A 17,673-nucleotide genomic window follows, 5' to 3' on the forward strand; every position below is an offset into this window, starting at 1 on the left:
CTCAGCCCGCCGTCTCCCCGCCCTTCCGGGTGGGCGAGGCGGCGGGTTCGCGCTGTCCGGGCCTGGTGTGCACCGCCCCCCGCGGAGCCGGCAGCGCGTTCAGCGGCCGTACCCCGTCGTGCCCCAGCGCCCGGGCCACGGCCGTCTCCCGTTCCAGCCGCGCCCCGAGCCCCAGGCACTCCTCGTACCGGGCGTCCCCGAGCGCCTGCCGTGCGGCCGTCTCGCACTGCGCGTGCGGGGCGTTGAAGTACGCGGAGCCGAACAGCGGCAGCCCCACAGACGGCCACAGCCGGGCCGCCGCGCCCTGCAGCACCGCCGCCTCGAACGGGTCGTCCTGGGTCGCCGTCACCAGTGCCAGCAGCTCGATCGCGAGCACCGTGCCGAGCAGGTCGTGGAAGGCGTGCGCGTTGCCGAGGCAGTCCGCGAGAAGTTCCCGCGCCCGCTGCGGGGCGCCCTCCAGCCAGGCCGCGTACGCCAGCACGTACAGCGCGTACGACCGGGTCCAGCGCTCCCCGTGGTCCTCGCACACCCGGCGCACGTCCTCGCACAGCCGGACCGCGTCCGCCAGGTCCCCCTGGAAGGCCCGGGCCATCGCCAGCTCGACCTGGCCCATCAGGACGTTGCTGTTGAGTTCGCCGACCTCCCGGTAGCGGTCCAGGGCCGAGCGAAGCAGCGTTTCCGCGCGTGCCATGTCATCCGTGACCAGGGCCAGACAGCCGGTGCGGTGCTCGGCGTACGCCACCGCCGTGGGATCGGCCGCCCGCTCGGCCTGCTCCCGGCACTCCCGCAGCGCCTGCAGCGCCGGCACGGCGTCGCCCTGGAGGATCGCCACATAGCCGAGCACCCACAGCGCCTTCAGCCGCGACTGCTCGTACCCCGATTCCAGCTCCACGCTCCGCTCCAGCCAGCGCCGCCCCTCCGCGAGCCGTCCGCAGCCCACCCAGCAGAACCACAGCGAGCCCGCCAGGTACTGGCCCAGGTGCGCCTCCTCCGGCTCGGTCAGGCAGAACTCCAGCGCGGCCCGCAGATTGGGCAGCTCGGCGTCCACGCGCGCGGCCACCTCCCGCTGCCGGGGCGAGAACCAGTCCAGCTCGCAGCAGGTCGCCAGGCCCAGATACCAGTCCCGGTGCCGTCTGCGCAGCCGGGCCGCGTCCCCGGTCGCCTCCAGCCAGTCCGCGCCGTAGGCCCGGACGGTGTCCAGCATCCGGTAGCGGGGACCGCACGGGGTCTCCTCGCGCGCGAGGAGCGACTGGGCGAGCAGCTCCGACAGCACGTCCAGCACGTCCTCGGCGGGCAGGCCGTCCCCGCTGCACACGTACTCGGCGGCCTCCAGGTCGAAGGTCTGGGCGAACGCCGTGAGACGCGCCCACAGCAGCCGCTCGGTGGGCGTGCACAGCTCATGGCTCCAGCCGATCGCCGTGCGCAGCGTCTGGTGCCGGGGCAGTCCGCCCCGGCCGCCGCCGGTCAGCAGCCGGAACCGGTCGTCCAGCCGCTGCAGCAACTGCGCGGGCGAGAGCGCCCGCAGCCGGCCCGCCGCCAGCTCCAGCGCCAGCGGGATGCCGTCGAGGCGGAGGCACAGCTCCCGCACCTCCGGGCCGCCGGGCCGCCGGAGCCCCTGCTCCACGGCCCGGGCGGCGAACAGCTCCACCGCCTCGTCCGCGGCCAGCGGCGCCAGTGGGAACAGCCGCTCGCCCGCCAGCCCCAGCGGACGCCGGCCCACGGCCAGTACCCGCAGCTCCGGCAGCCTGCGCAGCAGCTCCGCGACCAGCTCGGCCGCGGCCTCGACCAGGTGCTCGAACCCGTCGAGCACCAGCAGCACCCGGCGACCGGCGAGATGCTCCAGCAGCATCTCGCGCGGCGTGCGCGCGGTGTGGTCGGTCAGCCCCAGCGCCTCCATCACCGCGTACTCCACGAACTGCGGATCGCGCACCGGAGCCAGCTCCACCCGCCCGTGGCCGGCCCCCCAGCCCGCGGCGAGTCGCGCGGCAAGGCGCGACTTGCCCACTCCGCCGACCCCGGTCACCGTCACCAGGCGGGCGCGCCGCAGCGCCGCGGCCAGGTCGGCCAGCTCGACCGAGCGCCCCACGAAGCCGGTCAGTTCGAGGGGCGGATCGCCGTCGGTGAAGTGGTCTGGGCGCTGAGGACCTCGCATGGGACACGGAGCGTACTGAACCGTGTTCATTGCGTACAATCGGTTCCCGTAACTCCGCCGTCCGCGCCGGGAATCCGGTACGGAGCGTCCGCCCCGGCGCGATAGGCTCGGGACACGACTTTTTCGATGTTCAGGCACGTTTCAGGGAGCGGGTGCGCACAGTGTCCGGTGGTGAGGTGGCCGGGATCCTGGTGGCCGTGTTCTGGGCGATCCTGGTCTCCTTCCTCGCCGTCGCACTGGTGAGGCTGGCCCAGACGCTCAAGGCGACCACCAAACTCGTGGCGGACGTGACCGACCAGGCCGTCCCGCTGCTCGCCGACGCCTCGCAGGCGGTGCGCTCCGCGCAGACGCAGATCGACCGGGTCGACGCCATCGCCTCCGACGTGCAGGAGGTGACGTCGAACGCCTCCGCGCTGTCGAGCACCGTCGCCTCCACCTTCGGCGGCCCGCTGGTCAAGGTCGCGGCCTTCGGCTACGGCGTCCGCCGCGCCCTGGGCGGCCGCAAGGAGGACGTGCCCGCCAAGTCGCCCCGGCGTACCGTGATCGTGGGCCGCACGGTTCCCGCCGCACGCCGCAAGCGGAAGTAAGGACGAGACCGAGCGATGTTCCGCCGTACGTTCTGGTTCACCACGGGTGTCGCCGCAGGTGTGTGGGCCACCGCCAAGGTCAACCGCAAGCTCAGGCAGCTGACCCCGGAGAGCCTCGCCGCCACCGCGGCCAACAAGGCCCTGGAGACCGGCAGGCATCTGAAGGACCGCGCGGTCGGCTTCGCGCTCGACGTCCGGGACAACATGGCCGAGCGGGAGGCGGAGCTGGAGGAGGCTCTCGGCATCCAGGACAGTCCCGAACTTCCCGCGCCCCGGCGGTTCGCCGCCATCGAGAACAACCGCAGCAACCCGAAGTACGTCGACAACCCGACGTACTCGTACAACCGGAATGAGGACCACTGATGGAGTCGGCCGAGATCCGCCGCCGCTGGCTGAGCTTCTTCGAGGAGCGCGGGCACACCGTCGTCCCTTCGGCGTCGCTCATCGCCGACGACCCGACTCTGCTCCTCGTCCCCGCCGGCATGGTGCCCTTCAAGCCCTACTTCCTGGGTGAGGTCAAGCCGCCGTTCCCGCGCGCCACCAGCGTGCAGAAGTGCGTGCGCACGCCCGACATCGAAGAGGTCGGCAAGACCACGCGCCACGGCACGTTCTTCCAGATGTGCGGCAACTTCTCCTTCGGCGACTACTTCAAGGAAGGCGCCATCAAGTACGCCTGGGAGCTGCTCACCAGCCCCCAGGACAAGGGCGGTTACGGCCTGGAGCCGGACCGTCTGTGGATCACGGTCTACAAGGACGACGACGAGGCCGAGCGCATCTGGCACGAGGTCGTCGGTGTGCCGAAGGAGCGCATCCAGCGCCTCGGCATGAAGGACAACTACTGGTCCATGGGCGTCCCCGGCCCCTGCGGCCCCTGCTCCGAGATCAACTACGACCGCGGCCCCGAGTTCGGCGTCGAGGGCGGCCCCGCCGTCAACGACGAGCGGTACGTGGAGATCTGGAACCTCGTCTTCATGCAGTACGAGCGCGGCGAGGGCATCGGCAAGGACAACTTCGAGATCCTCGGGGACCTGCCGAGCAAGAACATCGACACGGGCCTCGGCCTGGAGCGGCTCGCCATGATTCTGCAGGGCGTGCAGAACATGTACGAGATCGACACGTCCATGGCGGTCATCGAGAAGGCCACCGAGCTGACCGGCGTCCGCTACGGCGAGGCCCACGAGTCGGACGTGTCCCTGCGCGTGGTCACCGACCACATGCGCACGTCCGTGATGCTCATCGGCGACGGCGTCACCCCCGGCAACGAGGGCCGCGGCTACGTGCTGCGCCGGATCATGCGCCGCGCCATCCGCAACATGCGCCTGCTCGGCGCCACCGGCCCGGTCGTCAAGGACCTCGTCGACACCGTGATCGGCATGATGGGCCGGCAGTACCCGGAGCTGCTCACCGACCGCGAGCGCATCGAGAAGGTCGCCCTCGCCGAGGAGAACGCCTTCCTCAAGACGCTGAAGGCCGGCACCAACATCCTCGACACCGCCGTCACCGAGACCAAGCAGTCCGGTGGCACGGTCCTCTCCGGCGACAAGGCGTTCCTGCTCCACGACACCTGGGGCTTCCCGATCGACCTCACCCTGGAGATGGCCGCCGAGCAGGGCCTCGCCGTGGACGAGGAGGGCTTCCGCCGCCTGATGAAGGAGCAGCGGGAGCGCGCCAAGGCCGACGCCCAGGCCAAGAAGACCGGCCACGCCGACATGGGTGCCTACCGCGAGATCGCGGACGCCGCGGGCGAGACCGACTTCATCGGCTACGCCGACACCGCCGGCGAGACCACGATCGTCGGCCTCCTGGTCGACGGCGTCTCCTCCCCGGCCGCGACCGAGGGCGACGAGGTCGAGGTCGTCCTCGACCGCACCCCCTTCTACGCCGAGGGCGGCGGCCAGATCGGCGACACGGGCCGGATCAAGGTGGACTCCGGCGCCGTCATCGAGATCCGCGACTGCCAGAAGCCGGTGCCGGGCGTGTACGTGCACAAGGGTGTCGTGCAGGTCGGCGAGGTGACGGTCGGCGCCAAGGCGCACGCCTCCATCGACGTCCGCCGCCGCAAGTCCATCGCCCGCGCCCACTCGGCCACCCACCTGACGCACCAGGCCCTGCGCGACGCGCTCGGCCCGACGGCCGCCCAGGCCGGTTCCGAGAACCAGCCCGGCCGCTTCCGCTTCGACTTCGGCTCCCCCTCCGCCGTCCCGACGGCCGTGATGACCGACGTCGAGCAGAAGATCAACGAGGTGCTCGCCCGCGACCTCGACGTGCACGCCGAGGTCATGGGCATCGACGAGGCCAAGAAGCAGGGCGCCATCGCCGAGTTCGGCGAGAAGTACGGCGAGCGGGTCCGCGTCGTGACCATCGGCGACTTCTCCAAGGAGCTGTGCGGCGGCACGCACGTGCACAACACCGCCCAGCTGGGCCTGGTGAAGCTGCTCGGCGAGTCCTCCATCGGCTCGGGTGTCCGTCGTATCGAGGCCCTGGTCGGTGTGGACGCCTACAACTTCCTCGCCCGGGAGCACACGGTCGTCAACCAGCTGACCGAGCTGCTCAAGGGCCGCGCGGAGGAACTTCCGGAGAAGGTCTCCTCGATGCTCGGCAAGCTGAAGGACGCCGAGAAGGAGATCGAGAAGTTCCGCGCCGAAAAGGTGCTGCAGGCCGCCGCCGGTCTCGCCGAGTCCGCCAAGGACGTCCGCGGTGTGGCCGTCGTCACCGGTCAGGTTCCGGACGGCACCACTCCGGACGACCTGCGCAAGCTGGTCCTGGACGTGCGCGGGCGCATCCAGGGCGGCCGGGCCGCGGTCGTGGCCCTCTTCGCGGTCAGCAACGGCAAGCCGCTGACGGTCATCGCCACCAACGAGGCCGCCCGCGAGCGTGGTCTCAAGGCCGGTGACCTGGTCCGTACCGCCGCCAAGACCCTCGGCGGCGGCGGTGGCGGCAAGCCGGACGTCGCCCAGGGCGGCGGCCAGAACCCGGCCGCCGTCGGTGAGGCCGTCGACGCGGTCGAGCGGCTCGTCGCCGACACCGCCAAGTGACGGCCAAGTAAGGAATCGGTCGGAAATGCGCAGAGGACGTCGTCTCGCGATCGACGTCGGGGACGCCCGGATCGGGGTCGCCTCGTGCGACCCCGACGGGATCCTCGCCACCCCGGTGGAGACGGTCCCCGGACGGGACATCCCCGCCGCCCACCGCCGGTTGCGGCAACTGGTGGAGGAGTACGAACCGATCGAGGTGGTCGTCGGCCTCCCCCGCTCCCTCAAGGGGGGCGAGGGCCCGGCGGCCGTCAAGGTCCGCGCCTTCGCACAGGAGTTGGCCAACGGTGTCAAGCCCGTGCCGGTCCGCCTGGTGGACGAGCGCATGACGACGGTGACGGCGAGTCAGGGCCTGCGGGCCTCGGGGGTGAAATCCAAGAAGGGCCGCGCGGTCATCGACCAGGCGGCCGCGGTCATCATTCTCCAGCAGGCCCTGGAATCCGAACGGGTGTCAGGTAAAGCACCCGGCGAGGGCGTCGAAGTGGTCATCTGATCGCGATACGGTAACGTTCCGCGCGATGCGCCGGTGTTCGAACAGCCGGAGCACAGCAAGAGGCGGAACGGAAGCCGGCCCACCGGCTGTGCGACCTTCGGCCTCGCGGCTCTAGGGGATCGATGACTGAGTATGGCCGGGGCCCAGGCTCCGAACCGTGGCATCCGGAGGACCCGTTGTTCGGGGACGTCGGATGGGAAGGGCAGCAGGCGCACGTCGGCCACCAGTCTGCCTACGGCGGCCAGCCGCAGCAGCAGTACCCGCAGCAGCCGCAGCAGCAGTACGGCCAGTGGGGGCATCAGCAGCAGCCCGGGTACGACGGTCAGCAGTACCCGTACTACGACGGACAGGGGCATCCCCAGTACGACCCGCACTACGCCGGCCACTCCCAGCAGCAGTTCCCGCAGGGTGGCTGGGACGCGACCGGCACCCACGGCCATGTGCCGTACGCCGCCGACCCCGGCGACCCGTACGGCCAGCAGCCCGTGGCGTACGGCGCGGAGCAGCCCGACTTCTACGGCACCGAGGACGCCTACCCGCCGCCGGAGCCGCCCGGCCGCAGGCGTCCCGAGGCCGAGCCCGAGCCGGACCACGCAGCCGACGAGGAGGAGCACGCCTTCTTCGCGGGCGGCGGCGATGACGATGACGACGAGGAGCACGAGCTGCAGGGCCGCCGGGAGCGGCGCGGCGGCAAGGGCAGGAAACCCGTCAAGGCCAAGAAACGGCGCACCGGCTGCGCCTGCATGGTCGTCGTCCTGGTCTTCGGCGGCGGCCTCGGCGGGGTGGGCTACTACGGCTACCGCTTCTACCAAAATCGTTTCGCCCCCGCTCCCGACTACGTGGGCGACGGCACCAACGAGGTCGTGACCGTCGAGATCCCCAAGGGCGCGGGCGGCTACGACATCGGCCGGAAGCTGAAGGAAGCCGGGGTCGTCAAGTCAGTCGACGCCTTCGTGCACGCGCAGGGCACGACACCGGGCGGCGACTCGATCCAGGCCGGCGCGTACCTCCTCAAGAAGCAGATGTCCGCCGCCAGCGCCGTCCGGATGATGCTCGACCCGAAGAGCCAGAACAATGTGATGGTGACTCCGGGCGAGCGCAACGCGAAGGTGTACAAGGCCATCGATGAGAAACTCCAGCTCGCCGCGGGCAGTACCCAGAAGATCGCTCAAAAGGGATACAAGGCCCTCGGCATGCCGAGCTGGGCGCAGGCCGGCGGGCAGGTCAAGGACCCGCTGGAGGGCTTCCTCTACCCGGGCAACTATCCGGCCGCGAAGGGCATGAAGCCGGACGCGATCCTCAAGCAGATGATCGCCCAGGCCAAACAGAGGTATGCCGCCTACGGTCTTGAGAGCAAGGCCAGGTCGCTGGGTCTGAGCAACGCGTTCCAGCTGGTCACGGTCGCGAGTCTGGTCCAGGCGGAGGGCAAGACGCCCGACGACTACCGCAAGATGGCGGAAGTGGTCTACAACCGTCTGAAGCCGACGAATACCGAGACGAACCAGCTGCTGCAGTTCGACTCGACGTACAACTACCTCAAGGGCACCAGCAACATCCATATCTCCGAGAAGGAGATCAACGGGAACCAGAACCCGTACAACACGTACACCCACAAGGGCCTGCCGCCCGGTCCGATCGGCAACCCCAGTGATGAAGCGATCAAGGCGACGCTGAATCCGACCCACGACGGCTGGATCTATTTCGTGGCGACCGACGGTACGACCAATACCGAATTCGCCCGGACCTACGAAGAATTCAAGCAGCTCAAGGAAAAGTTCAATGCCACCTCGGGCAACTGACGCCCGCCGGGCCGCCGTGCTCGGTCAGCCCATCGCCCACTCCCTCTCCCCGGTGCTGCACCGGGCCGCGTACCGCGAACTCGGGCTCACCGGCTGGTCGTACGACCGCTTCGAGGTCGACGAGGCGGGCCTGCCCGGCTTCCTGGAGAAGCTGGGACCGGAGTGGGCGGGGCTGTCGCTGACCATGCCGCTGAAGCGGGCGGTCATCCCGCTGGTGGACGAGATCAGTGAGACGGCCGCCTCCGTGGACGCGGTGAACACGGTCGTCCTCACCGAGGACGGTCGGAAGATCGGGGACAACACCGACATCCCGGGCATGGTGGCCGCCCTGCGCGCGCACGGCATCGAAGAGGTCGGCTCGGCCGCGATCCTCGGCGCCGGTGCCACCGCCTCCTCCGCGCTCGCCGCCCTCGCCCGGATCTGCACCGGCCCGGTCGTCGCCTACGTCCGCAGCGAGGCCCGGGCCGCCGAGATGCGGCAGTGGGGCGAACGGCTCGACGTGGACGTCCGCACGGCGGACTGGGCGGACGCGGCGAAGGCCCTGAGCGCCCCGCTGGTGATCGCCACCACGCCCGCCGGCACCACCGACGCCCTCGCCGCCGCCGTGCCCGAGAGCCCGGCCACCCTCTTCGACGTGCTCTACGAGCCCTGGCCGACCGAGCTGGCGGCCCGCTGGTCCATGTTCGGCGGTGCCGTCCTCGGCGGCCTCGACCTGCTGGTCCACCAGGCCGTCCTCCAGGTCGAACAGATGACCGGACGCGGCCCGGCCCCGCTGGAGGCCATGCGCCGGGCCGGTGAGCAGGCGCTCGCCGCCCGCTGACCGTCCGCGCCGGCGTCCGCCTGCTGGACCGGAGGCCTGAGGCCCGCCCCGGACGTGGGAGGATCGGAGGTGGCGGGCCGGGGTCGCGCATCCGGCCGCGCCGTCGCCGTACGCGAGGACGTGCGTACGCAGGGCAGTACCGGGCGCGAACACTGAGGAGCACCGTTGAGCAGGCTGCGTTGGCTGACCGCGGGGGAGTCCCACGGTCCCGCACTTGTCGCGACGCTGGAGGGCCTTCCCGCCGGCGTGCCGATCACCACGGAGATGGTGGCGGACCACCTCGCGCGGCGGCGGCTCGGCTATGGCCGCGGTGCGCGCATGAAGTTCGAGCGTGACGAGGTCACCTTCCTGGGTGGTGTCCGGCACGGACTGACCCTCGGCTCCCCGGTCGCGATCATGGTCGGCAACACCGAGTGGCCGAAGTGGGAGCAGGTCATGGCCGCCGACCCGGTCGACACGGAGATCCTCGACGGGGTCGCCCGCAACGCGCCGCTGACCCGCCCGCGCCCCGGCCACGCCGACCTCGCCGGCATGCAGAAGTACGGCTTCGACGAGGCCCGCCCGATCCTGGAGCGCGCCTCCGCCCGTGAGACCGCGGCCCGGGTGGCGCTCGGCGCGGTCGCCCGCTCCTACCTGAAGGAGACGGCCGGCGTCGAGATCGTCTCCCACGTCGTCGAGCTGTGCTCCGTGAAGGCCCCGGCGAGTGTGTACCCCACGCCGGCCGACGTCGAGAGGCTGGACGCCGACCCGCTGCGCTGCCTCGACGCGGACGCGTCGAAGGCGATGGTCGCCGAGGTGGACCAGGCCCACAAAGACGGCGACACCCTGGGCGGCGTCGTCGAGGTGCTGGCGTACGGCGTCCCGGTCGGCCTCGGCTCGCACGTGCACTGGGACCGCAAGCTGGACGCACGCCTCGCCGGTGCCCTCATGGGCATCCAGGCGATCAAGGGCGTGGAGATCGGCGACGGCTTCGAGCTGGCCCGGGTGCCCGGCTCGCAGGCGCACGACGAGATCGTCGGCACCCCCGAGGGCATCCGGCGCGTCTCCGGCCGCGCGGGCGGCACCGAGGGCGGGCTGAGCACGGGCGAACTGCTGCGCGTGCGGGCCGCGATGAAGCCGATCGCGACCGTGCCGCGCGCGCTGAAGACGGTGGACGTGGCCACCGGCGAGGCCACCCAGGCCCACCACCAGCGCTCCGACGTCTCCGCCGTGCCGGCCGCCGGTATCGTCGCGGAGGCCATGGTCGCGCTCGTCCTCGCGGACGCGGTCGCCGAGAAGTTCGGCGGCGATTCCGTCCCCGAGACCCGCCGCAACGTGCGGTCGTACCTCGACAACCTCCACATCCGGTGAGCGCCGTGCCTGCGGTCGTACTGGTCGGCCCGATGGGCGTCGGCAAGTCCACCGTCGGCCGGCTGCTGGCCGAGCGGCTGGGGGTCGGCTACCGGGACACCGACGACGACATCGTGGCGGCCGAGGGCCGGACCATCGCCGAGATCTTCGTGGACGAGGGCGAGCCCGCCTTCCGGGCGATGGAGAAGCGGGCGGTGCACAGCGCGCTCGCCGGGCACGGGGGCGTCCTCGCGCTCGGCGGCGGCGCGATCCTCGACGGGGACACCCGCGCGCTGCTCGTCGGGCACCGGGTGGTCTACCTCTCCATGGAGGTGGACGAGGCCGTCAAGCGCACCGGCCTGAACGTGGCCCGGCCGCTGCTCGCGGTCAACCCGCGCAAGCAGTGGCGCGAGCTGATGGAGGCCCGGCGGCACCTGTACGAGGAGGTCGCCACCGCCGTCGTGCCGACCGACGGCCGCACCCCCGAAGAGGTCACCCAACAGGCGCTGGACGCACTGGAGTTGAAGGAAGCATGAGCGAGGCAGTCACCCGGATCCAGGTCGCCGGCAGCGCGGGCACCGACCCCTACGAGGTGCTGGTCGGCCGGCGACTGCTGGGCGAACTGGCCGGGCTGATCGGGCAGAAGGCCAAGCGGGTCGCGGTGATCCACCCGGAGGCGCTGGCCGAGACCGGCGACGCGCTCCGCGCCGACCTGGCCGAGCAGGGCTTCGAGGCGGTCGCCATCCAGGTGCCGAACGCCGAGGAGGCCAAGACCGCCGAGGTCGCGGCCTACTGCTGGAAGGCGCTCGGCCAGTCCGGCTTCACCCGTACCGACGTCATCGTCGGCGTGGGCGGCGGTGCGACCACGGACCTCGCCGGATTTGTGGCCGCGACCTGGCTGCGCGGGGTGCGCTGGATCGCCGTCCCGACCACCGTGCTCGCGATGGTCGACGCGGCCGTGGGCGGCAAGACCGGCATCAACACCGCCGAGGGCAAGAACCTCGTCGGCGCCTTCCACCCGCCGGCCGGCGTCCTGTGCGACCTGGCCGCCCTGGACTCGCTCCCGGTGAACGACTACGTCTCCGGACTCGCGGAGGTCATCAAGGCAGGCTTCATCGCCGACCCGGTCATCCTCGACCTCGTCGAGTCCGACCCCGAGGCCGCCCGGACCCCGGCCGGCCCGCACACGGCCGAGCTGATCGAGCGCTCGATCCGGGTGAAGGCCGAGGTCGTCTCCTCGGACCTGAAGGAGTCCGGCCGCCGGGAGATCCTGAACTACGGCCACACGCTGGGCCACGCCATCGAGAAGAACGAGCGCTACAAGTGGCGGCACGGCGCCGCGGTCGCGGTCGGGATGCACTTCGCCGCCGAACTCGGCCGTCTGGCGGGCCGGTTGGACGACGCGACCGCCGACCGGCACCGCACGGTCCTGGAGTCGGTGGGCCTGCCGCTGCACTACCGCTACGACCAGTGGCCCAAGCTGCTGGAGGCGATGAAGGTCGACAAGAAGTCCCGCGGCGACCTGCTGCGGTTCATCGTCCTCGACGGCCTGGCCAAGCCGACCGTCCTGGAGGGTCCCGACCCGGCCGTGCTGCTGGCCGCGTACGGAGAAGTGGGCCAGTAGGTCCCGCCGCAGGCCGTCCGTCTCATTTCCCGCAGCGCATCGGGCACTTCGGGCCGCCCCCGGCCGTTTCACCAAACGACGGCCGGGGACGGTACCGTTCGGTAGGGAGCGGGGCCCGCCCCCCGCTGCCAGCACCAATTGCCTGTACGAGATGGAGTGGCAACGGATGCAGCACGCAGTGGGGTCTCCGCTGCCGCCGCCCCACCAGCCGGGGCACGGGCCGCATACCGGGTGGGCGCCGGCCGCACACCACCCGGGCCCGCCCCCGGGAGCCTCCCAGGGGCCCGCCCCCGTTCCCCCGCCGCCTCCGGCACCGGGTTTCCCGGCGCCGTCCGGCCCCGTGCCGCAGGCGCCCCCGCAGCCCCCGGCCCCGCAGCACGTGCCCGCCCCGCCGGCCCCCGACACCACCGGTCATGTGCCCCTGCCTCCCGGGGGACCCGTCGGTGTGCCCACGGCGGCCCAGGCACCGGCCGCGGTCCCCGATCCGACGACCACCACCCTGGCCGTCCTGCTGATCGGCCCCGCGGGCGCGGGCAAGACCAGCGTCGCCAGGTACTGGGCCGACCACCGGCGCGTGCCCACGGCCCACATCAGCCTGGACGACGTGCGCGAATGGGTCCGCTCCGGCTTCGCCGACCTCCAGTCCGGATGGAACGACAACTCCGAGGCCCAGTACCGCCTGGCCCGCCGCACCTGCGGCTTCGCCGCCCGGAACTTCCTGGCGAACGGCATCTCCTGCGTCCTGGACGACGCCGTCTTCCCGGACCGCCCGGTCGTCGGCCTCGGCGGCTGGAAGCGCCATGTCGGCCCGGGGCTCCTCCCGGTCGTCCTGCTGCCCGGCCTGGACGTCGTGCTGGAGCGGAACGCCGAGCGCACCGGCAACCGCCGCCTCACCGACGAGGAGGTGGCCCGCATCCACGGCCGCATGGCCGGCTGGTACGGCTCGGGCCTGCCGATCATCGACAACTCCCAGCTGGACGTCCCCGGCACGGCCCGCGTGCTGGACGAGGTTCTGGCCAGGGCGATAGCGAGCCCGCCGAACTGGTGAGCGGGTCGCGCGACCAATCTCCCCGAACCCCACTCGGCCCCTCTCAATCAGCACAATCCGCGCGAAACTCCTACGCTCATCTCATGTCAGAGGTGTACGCGAACCGCCGATCCCGGCTGAGGGACCACTTCAACGCGGCCGGTACCGCGGCAGCGCTCGTCACCCGCCCCGCCAACGTGCGCTACCTCGCGGCCGCGGCCCCGCAGGACTCCGTACTGCTCCTCGGCAGGGGCGAGGACCTCCTGGTGTGCGCCGCCCCGCCCGACGACCGCCCCCACGAGGGCCGGCCGGACGAGAACCTGCGGGTGCACGTGGTGCCCGCGCCCGCCTGCGACCCCGCCGCGGCCGCCGCCGGTCTCGCCGCGGGCCAGGGCGCGGACTCCCTGGCGGTGGAGGAGCACCACCTCACGGTCAGCCGGCACCGGGCCGTCGCCGCCGTCGCCCCGGCGCTCCGTCTCGCCGACGTCGGCGGAGCCGTCGAGCAGCTCAGGGTGGTCAAGGACGAGGAGGAGATCTCCTGCCTCCGCATCGGCGCCGAGATCGCCGACCAGGCCCTCGGCGAGCTGCTGGAGTCCATCCTGGTCGGCCGCACCGAACGGCACCTGGCGCTGGAGCTGGAGCGCCGCCTGGTCGACCACGGCGCCGACGGCCCGGCGTTCCCCACCTCCGTGGCCACCGGGCCGCACTCCGGCCGCCGCGGTCACCGGCCCACCGACCGGCGCGTGGAGGAGGGCGACTTCCTTTCGGTCTGCCTCGGCGCGACGTACCGCGGCTACCGCTGCGAGATCGGCCGGACCTTCGTCATCGGCACCTCGCCCGCGGACTGGCAGATCCAGCTGTACGACCTGGTCTTCGCCGCCCAGCGGGCCGGCCGCGAGGCCCTGGCCCCCGGCGCCGCCTACCGTGACGTGGACCGCGCGGCACGCCATGTCCTGGACTCGGCGGGCTTCGCGGAGGCGCTGCAACCGCTCACCGGACACGGTGTGGGACTCGAAATCGACGAGGACCCGCAGTTGGCCCCCGCGGCCATGGGTAAACTGGACGCTTGCGTGCCGGTCACCGTCGAACCGGGGGTCCACCTCCCCGGCCGGGGCGGTGTCCGGATCGATGACACACTCGTCGTGCGCCCAGAGGCGGACGGCGGACCCGAGCTACTCACCATCACGACCAAGGAGCTGCTCGCGCTGTAGCGCGTGACCCTGGGTCGTACGTCAGTCCAGGAGATTCCGCAACCGTGGCTTCCACGAACGACCTCAAGAACGGCCTGGTGCTCAAGCTCGAAGGCGGCCAGCTCTGGTCCGTCGTCGAGTTCCAGCACGTCAAGCCCGGCAAGGGCCCGGCCTTCGTGCGCACCAAGCTCAAGAACGTGCTGTCCGGCAAGGTCGTCGACAAGACCTTCAACGCCGGCGTCAAGGTCGAGACGGCCACTGTCGACAAGCGCGACATGCAGTTCTCGTACATGGACGGCGAGTACTTCGTTTTCATGGACATGGAGACGTACGACCAGCTGATGGTCGACCGCAAGGCCGTCGGCGACGCCGCCAACTTCCTCATCGAGGGCTTCACGGCCACCGTGGCGCAGCACGAGGGCGAGGTGCTCTTCGTCGAGCTGCCGGCCGCCGTCGAGCTGACCGTCCAGGAGACCGAGCCGGGCGTCCAGGGCGACCGCTCCACCGGTGGCACCAAGCCCGCCACCCTGGAGACCGGCCACCAGATCCAGGTCCCGCTCTTCATCACCACCGGTGAGAAGATCAAGGTCGACACCCGCACGAGCGACTACCTCGGCCGGGTGAACAGCTAACCGTGGCTGCCCGCAACACGGCCCGCAAGCGCGCCTTCCAGATCCTCTTCGAGGGCGACCAGCGCGGCGCCGACGTCCTGACGGTCCTCGCGGACTGGATCCGGCTGTCCCGGAGCGACACCCGGCAGCCGCCGGTCAGCGAGTACACGATGCAGCTCGTCGAGGGCTACGCGCAGCACGCGAAGCGCATCGACGAGCTGATCGCCCAGTACGCGGTCGGCTGGACGCTCGACCGGATGCCGGTCGTCGACCGCAACATCCTGCGGCTGGGCGCGTACGAGCTGATCTGGGTCGACGAGACCCCGGACGCCGTCGTCCTGGACGAGATGGTGCAGCTGGCGAAGGAGTTCTCCACGGACGAGTCGCCCTCGTTCGTCAACGGCCTGCTGGGCCGTCTGAAGGAGCTCAAGCCGTCCCTGCGCCGGGACGAGGCGTAGAGCCCGCTACGACGTCACTGAAGGGCCTGGCAGCACGTCTGTGCTACCAGGCCCTTCAGCGTGTCCCGCAGGCCGTGAAAAAGCCGCCGGGGCGGCCGGAACCGTGAAGTTCCGGCCGCCCCGGCGGCACGTTTCTGCTGAGACAGGTGAGGGCGATCAGGCGTCTTCGTGCGTCGCCACCGCGCGGCGCGCGTCCGCGTCCAGGACGCCCCAGCTGATCAGCTGCTCGGTGAGGACCGAGGGGGACTGGTCGTAGATGACGGCAAGTGTGCGCAGATCGTCCTGGCGGATCGAGAGCACCTTGCCGTTGTAGTCGCCGCGCTGGGACTGGATGGTCGCCGCGTAGCGCTGCAGAGGGCCCGCCTTCTCGGCCGGCACCGTGGCCAGCCGCTCGAGGTCGAGGACCAGCTTCGGCGGCGGCTCGGCGGCCCCGCCCGGCGTGGTGCCCGGCAGGAGCTCCTGCACCGGGACGCCATAGAAATCAGCCAACTCGGCAAGACGCTGCACGGTCACGGCTCGGTCGCCGCGCTCGTACGAACCGACCACCACGGCCTTCCAGCGCCCCTGGGACTTCTCCTCGACACCGTGGAGGGAAAGGCCCTGCTGGGTGCGGATGGCCCGGAGCTTGGCCCCGAGCTGTTTGGCGTATTCGCTGGACATATAGCTCCCCGGACACTGTGTCGACGCGGCCGGCTGCTTTCCCGCCGCGCGGCTGGTAACTCACTGTGAGGTTACGCAGCGTGACTCTTCTGCGTCAAGCCGAATGGTCCACGCCGACTCTTCCGTGGTAGAGATGGTGCACTACTCCAAGGGGGTGATCGGGCTCGCCCCGATGGCCTGCTACGGTAGATGGCGCAAATCCGACGTCCTTTAAGGTCCGTCCCGTGAGGCGGAGAAGGAGGTCCGTTTCGTATGGACAAGCACGCGAACCCGCACGCGACCGATGCGCGGCCCGTTCTCGAGGGCCCCGACATCGCACGGGTACTGACCCGTATCGCCCACGAGATCGTCGAGCGCGCCAAGGGCGCCGACGACGTGGTGCTCCTCGGCATCCCCACCCGGGGTGTCTTCCTCGCCCAGCGGCTCGCCGCCAAGCTGGAGCAGATCACCGACCGCAAGATCCCGGTCGGCTCGCTCGACATCACCATGTACCGCGACGACCTGCGCATGCACCCGCCGCGCGCGCTCGCCCGCACCGAGATCCCCGGTGACGGCATCGACGGCTGCCTCGTCGTCCTCGTCGACGACGTGCTCTTCTCCGGCCGCACCATCCGCGCCGCCCTCGACGCCCTGAACGACATCGGGCGCCCCCGCGCGGTGCAGCTCGCGGTGCTGGTCGACCGCGGGCACCGCGAACTGCCCATCCGCGCCGACTACGTCGGCAAGAACCTCCCCACGTCGCTGCGGGAGACGGTCAAGGTCCAGCTCGCCGAGGAGGACGGTCGCGACACCGTGCTGCTCGGTGTCAAGGCCGACCAGTAGCAAGCCCGGCGCAGGGCCGCTCCGGCGCGCCCGCACCCAGCCGGTTTGCCCCTTTTCTCCCGACTGAACTGCCTTACGGAGCCTGACAGATGCAGCGTCATCTCATCTCGGCCGCCGACCTCACCCGCGACGACGCCGTCCTGATCCTCGACACCGCCGAGGAGATGGCCCGGGTCGCCGACCGGCCGATCAAGAAGCTGCCGACCCTGCGCGGCCGCACGATCGTCAACCTCTTCTTCGAGGACTCCACGCGCACCCGCATCTCCTTCGAGGCCGCCGAGAAGCGCCTCTCCGCGGACGTCATCAACTTCACCGCCAAGGGGTCGAGCGTCTCCAAGGGCGAGTCCCTCAAGGACACCGCCCAGACCCTGGAGGCGATGGGCGTCGACGCCGTCGTCATCCGGCACGGCGCCTCCGGCGCCCCCTACCGCCTGGCCAACTCCGGCTGGATCGACGCCGCCGTCATCAACGCGGGCGACGGCACCCACCAGCACCCCACCCAGGCCCTGCTGGACGCCTTCACCATGCGCCGCCGCCTGGTCGGCCGGGACGCGGGACTCGGCCAGGACCTGTCCGGCCGGCGCGTCACCGTCGTCGGGGACATCCTGCACAGCCGGGTCGCCCGCTCCAACGTCGACCTGCTGCACACCCTCGGCGCCGAGGTCACCCTGGTCGCCCCGCCCACCCTGCTGCCGGTCGGCGTCGAGTCCTGGCCCTGCGCGGTGTCGTACGACCTCGACAGCACGCTGCCCAAGTGCGACGCGGTGATGATGCTCCGCGTCCAGCGTGAGCGGATGAACGCCGCCTTCTTCCCCACCGAGCGCGAGTACTCCCGGCGCTACGGCCTCGACGGCGACCGCATGGCCAAGCTGCCCGAGCACGCCATCGTGATGCACCCCGGCCCGATGGTGCGCGGCATGGAGATCACCGCCGAGGTCGCCGACTCCGACCGCTGCACCGCCGTCGAGCAGGTCGCCAACGGTGTCTCCATCCGGATGGCCGTCCTGTACCTGCTGCTCGGTGGCAACGAGCCCGCCGTCACCCACTCCCGTACCGAGGAGAAGTAAGA

The 17,673-nt window shown here is 71.3% G+C and carries 17 protein-coding genes; 15 read left to right on the forward strand and 2 right to left on the reverse strand.

Annotated elements, in window-relative coordinates:
- Position 1: 1 nt before the first annotated feature.
- Positions 2-2,152 (reverse strand): ATP-binding protein, encoded by a 2,151-nt coding sequence (locus tag ACZ7FF_RS33830; protein WP_470817156.1) that lies wholly within the window; start codon positions 2,150-2,152, stop codon positions 2-4.
- Positions 2,153-2,304: 152 nt separating this feature from the next.
- Between ACZ7FF_RS33830 and ACZ7FF_RS33835 the strand changes: the two genes are divergently transcribed.
- The 13 genes from ACZ7FF_RS33835 (at position 2,305) to nusB (ending at position 15,122) form a co-directional block, all read left to right on the forward strand.
- Positions 2,305-2,739, forward strand: coding sequence for a DUF948 domain-containing protein (locus ACZ7FF_RS33835; protein WP_470817158.1), 435 nt, complete (start codon positions 2,305-2,307; stop codon positions 2,737-2,739).
- A 15-nt stretch (positions 2,740-2,754) separates the two neighbouring features.
- Positions 2,755-3,102, forward strand: coding sequence for a hypothetical protein (locus ACZ7FF_RS33840; protein ID WP_470817160.1), 348 nt, complete (start codon positions 2,755-2,757; stop codon positions 3,100-3,102).
- Positions 3,102-5,774, forward strand: a complete 2,673-nt coding sequence (gene alaS, locus ACZ7FF_RS33845; protein WP_470817162.1) for an alanine--tRNA ligase — start codon at positions 3,102-3,104, stop codon at positions 5,772-5,774. Before ACZ7FF_RS33840 ends, alaS begins: the two co-directional genes overlap by 1 nt.
- Before the next feature lie 25 nt (positions 5,775-5,799).
- The gene (ruvX, locus tag ACZ7FF_RS33850) at positions 5,800-6,264 is read left to right on the forward strand and encodes a Holliday junction resolvase RuvX (protein ID WP_470817163.1); all 465 of its coding nucleotides are present in this window, start codon (positions 5,800-5,802) and stop codon (positions 6,262-6,264) included.
- Positions 6,265-6,440: 176 nt separating this feature from the next.
- Positions 6,441-8,063 carry an endolytic transglycosylase MltG gene (mltG, locus tag ACZ7FF_RS33855; RefSeq protein ID WP_470817166.1) on the forward strand — a complete coding sequence of 541 codons (1,623 nt, stop codon included), beginning with the start codon at positions 6,441-6,443 and terminating at the stop codon, positions 8,061-8,063.
- A complete protein-coding gene (locus tag ACZ7FF_RS33860; RefSeq protein WP_470817168.1) occupies positions 8,044-8,883 on the forward strand; it encodes a shikimate dehydrogenase in 840 nt (279 codons plus the stop codon). Before mltG ends, ACZ7FF_RS33860 begins: the two co-directional genes overlap by 20 nt.
- Before the next feature lie 165 nt (positions 8,884-9,048).
- On the forward strand, positions 9,049-10,233 hold the full coding sequence (aroC, locus tag ACZ7FF_RS33865) for a chorismate synthase (protein WP_470817170.1): 1,185 nt from the start codon (positions 9,049-9,051) through the stop codon (positions 10,231-10,233).
- Positions 10,230-10,748 (forward strand): shikimate kinase, encoded by a 519-nt coding sequence (locus ACZ7FF_RS33870; RefSeq protein ID WP_470817172.1) that lies wholly within the window; start codon positions 10,230-10,232, stop codon positions 10,746-10,748. The genes aroC and ACZ7FF_RS33870 overlap by 4 nt, the downstream gene beginning before the upstream one ends.
- The gene (aroB, locus tag ACZ7FF_RS33875) at positions 10,745-11,836 is read left to right on the forward strand and encodes a 3-dehydroquinate synthase (protein ID WP_470817174.1); all 1,092 of its coding nucleotides are present in this window, start codon (positions 10,745-10,747) and stop codon (positions 11,834-11,836) included. Before ACZ7FF_RS33870 ends, aroB begins: the two co-directional genes overlap by 4 nt.
- A gap of 166 nt (positions 11,837-12,002) precedes the next feature.
- Positions 12,003-12,884 (forward strand): Pro-rich N-terminal domain-containing protein, encoded by an 882-nt coding sequence (locus ACZ7FF_RS33880; RefSeq protein ID WP_470817177.1) that lies wholly within the window; start codon positions 12,003-12,005, stop codon positions 12,882-12,884.
- A gap of 83 nt (positions 12,885-12,967) precedes the next feature.
- Complete coding sequence (locus ACZ7FF_RS33885; RefSeq protein ID WP_470817180.1) at positions 12,968-14,074, forward strand: aminopeptidase P family protein; 1,107 nt, start codon at positions 12,968-12,970, stop codon at positions 14,072-14,074.
- A gap of 44 nt (positions 14,075-14,118) precedes the next feature.
- A complete protein-coding gene (gene efp / locus ACZ7FF_RS33890; RefSeq protein ID WP_009187601.1) occupies positions 14,119-14,685 on the forward strand; it encodes an elongation factor P in 567 nt (188 codons plus the stop codon).
- 2 nt (positions 14,686-14,687) lie between these two features.
- Positions 14,688-15,122 carry a transcription antitermination factor NusB gene (nusB, locus tag ACZ7FF_RS33895; RefSeq protein ID WP_366761377.1) on the forward strand — a complete coding sequence of 145 codons (435 nt, stop codon included), beginning with the start codon at positions 14,688-14,690 and terminating at the stop codon, positions 15,120-15,122.
- Positions 15,123-15,278: 156 nt separating this feature from the next.
- Here the strand turns inward: nusB and bldD are convergent, their stop codons facing one another.
- Complete coding sequence (gene bldD / locus ACZ7FF_RS33900) at positions 15,279-15,782, reverse strand: transcriptional regulator BldD (RefSeq protein ID WP_020938842.1); 504 nt, start codon at positions 15,780-15,782, stop codon at positions 15,279-15,281.
- Between the two features lie 252 nt (positions 15,783-16,034).
- On the opposite strand from bldD, the gene pyrR reads away from it, so the two are divergent.
- Together pyrR and ACZ7FF_RS33910 are read left to right on the forward strand one after the other, a co-directional pair.
- Positions 16,035-16,604, forward strand: coding sequence for a bifunctional pyr operon transcriptional regulator/uracil phosphoribosyltransferase PyrR (gene pyrR / locus ACZ7FF_RS33905; protein WP_470817183.1), 570 nt, complete (start codon positions 16,035-16,037; stop codon positions 16,602-16,604).
- A gap of 89 nt (positions 16,605-16,693) precedes the next feature.
- A complete protein-coding gene (locus tag ACZ7FF_RS33910) occupies positions 16,694-17,671 on the forward strand; it encodes an aspartate carbamoyltransferase catalytic subunit (protein ID WP_470817185.1) in 978 nt (325 codons plus the stop codon).
- The last annotated feature ends 2 nt before the right edge of the window (positions 17,672-17,673 follow it).

The sequence above is a fragment of the Streptomyces sp. NPDC037126 genome, from assembly GCF_055605965.1.

Coding starts and splice junctions, on each gene's coding strand:
- ACZ7FF_RS33830 (WP_470817156.1), bottom strand. CDS start 2,152: ATGCGAGGTCCTCAGCGCCCAGACCACTTCACCGACGGCGATCCGCCC.
- ACZ7FF_RS33840 (WP_470817160.1), top strand. CDS start 2,755: ATGTTCCGCCGTACGTTCTGGTTCACCACGGGTGTCGCCGCAGGTGTG.
- alaS (WP_470817162.1), top strand. CDS start 3,102: ATGGAGTCGGCCGAGATCCGCCGCCGCTGGCTGAGCTTCTTCGAGGAG.
- ruvX (WP_470817163.1), top strand. CDS start 5,800: ATGCGCAGAGGACGTCGTCTCGCGATCGACGTCGGGGACGCCCGGATC.
- ACZ7FF_RS33860 (WP_470817168.1), top strand. CDS start 8,044: ATGCCACCTCGGGCAACTGACGCCCGCCGGGCCGCCGTGCTCGGTCAG.
- aroB (WP_470817174.1), top strand. CDS start 10,745: ATGAGCGAGGCAGTCACCCGGATCCAGGTCGCCGGCAGCGCGGGCACC.
- ACZ7FF_RS33880 (WP_470817177.1), top strand. CDS start 12,003: ATGCAGCACGCAGTGGGGTCTCCGCTGCCGCCGCCCCACCAGCCGGGG.
- ACZ7FF_RS33885 (WP_470817180.1), top strand. CDS start 12,968: ATGTCAGAGGTGTACGCGAACCGCCGATCCCGGCTGAGGGACCACTTC.
- bldD (WP_020938842.1), bottom strand. CDS start 15,782: ATGTCCAGCGAATACGCCAAACAGCTCGGGGCCAAGCTCCGGGCCATC.
- pyrR (WP_470817183.1), top strand. CDS start 16,035: ATGGACAAGCACGCGAACCCGCACGCGACCGATGCGCGGCCCGTTCTC.
- ACZ7FF_RS33910 (WP_470817185.1), top strand. CDS start 16,694: ATGCAGCGTCATCTCATCTCGGCCGCCGACCTCACCCGCGACGACGCC.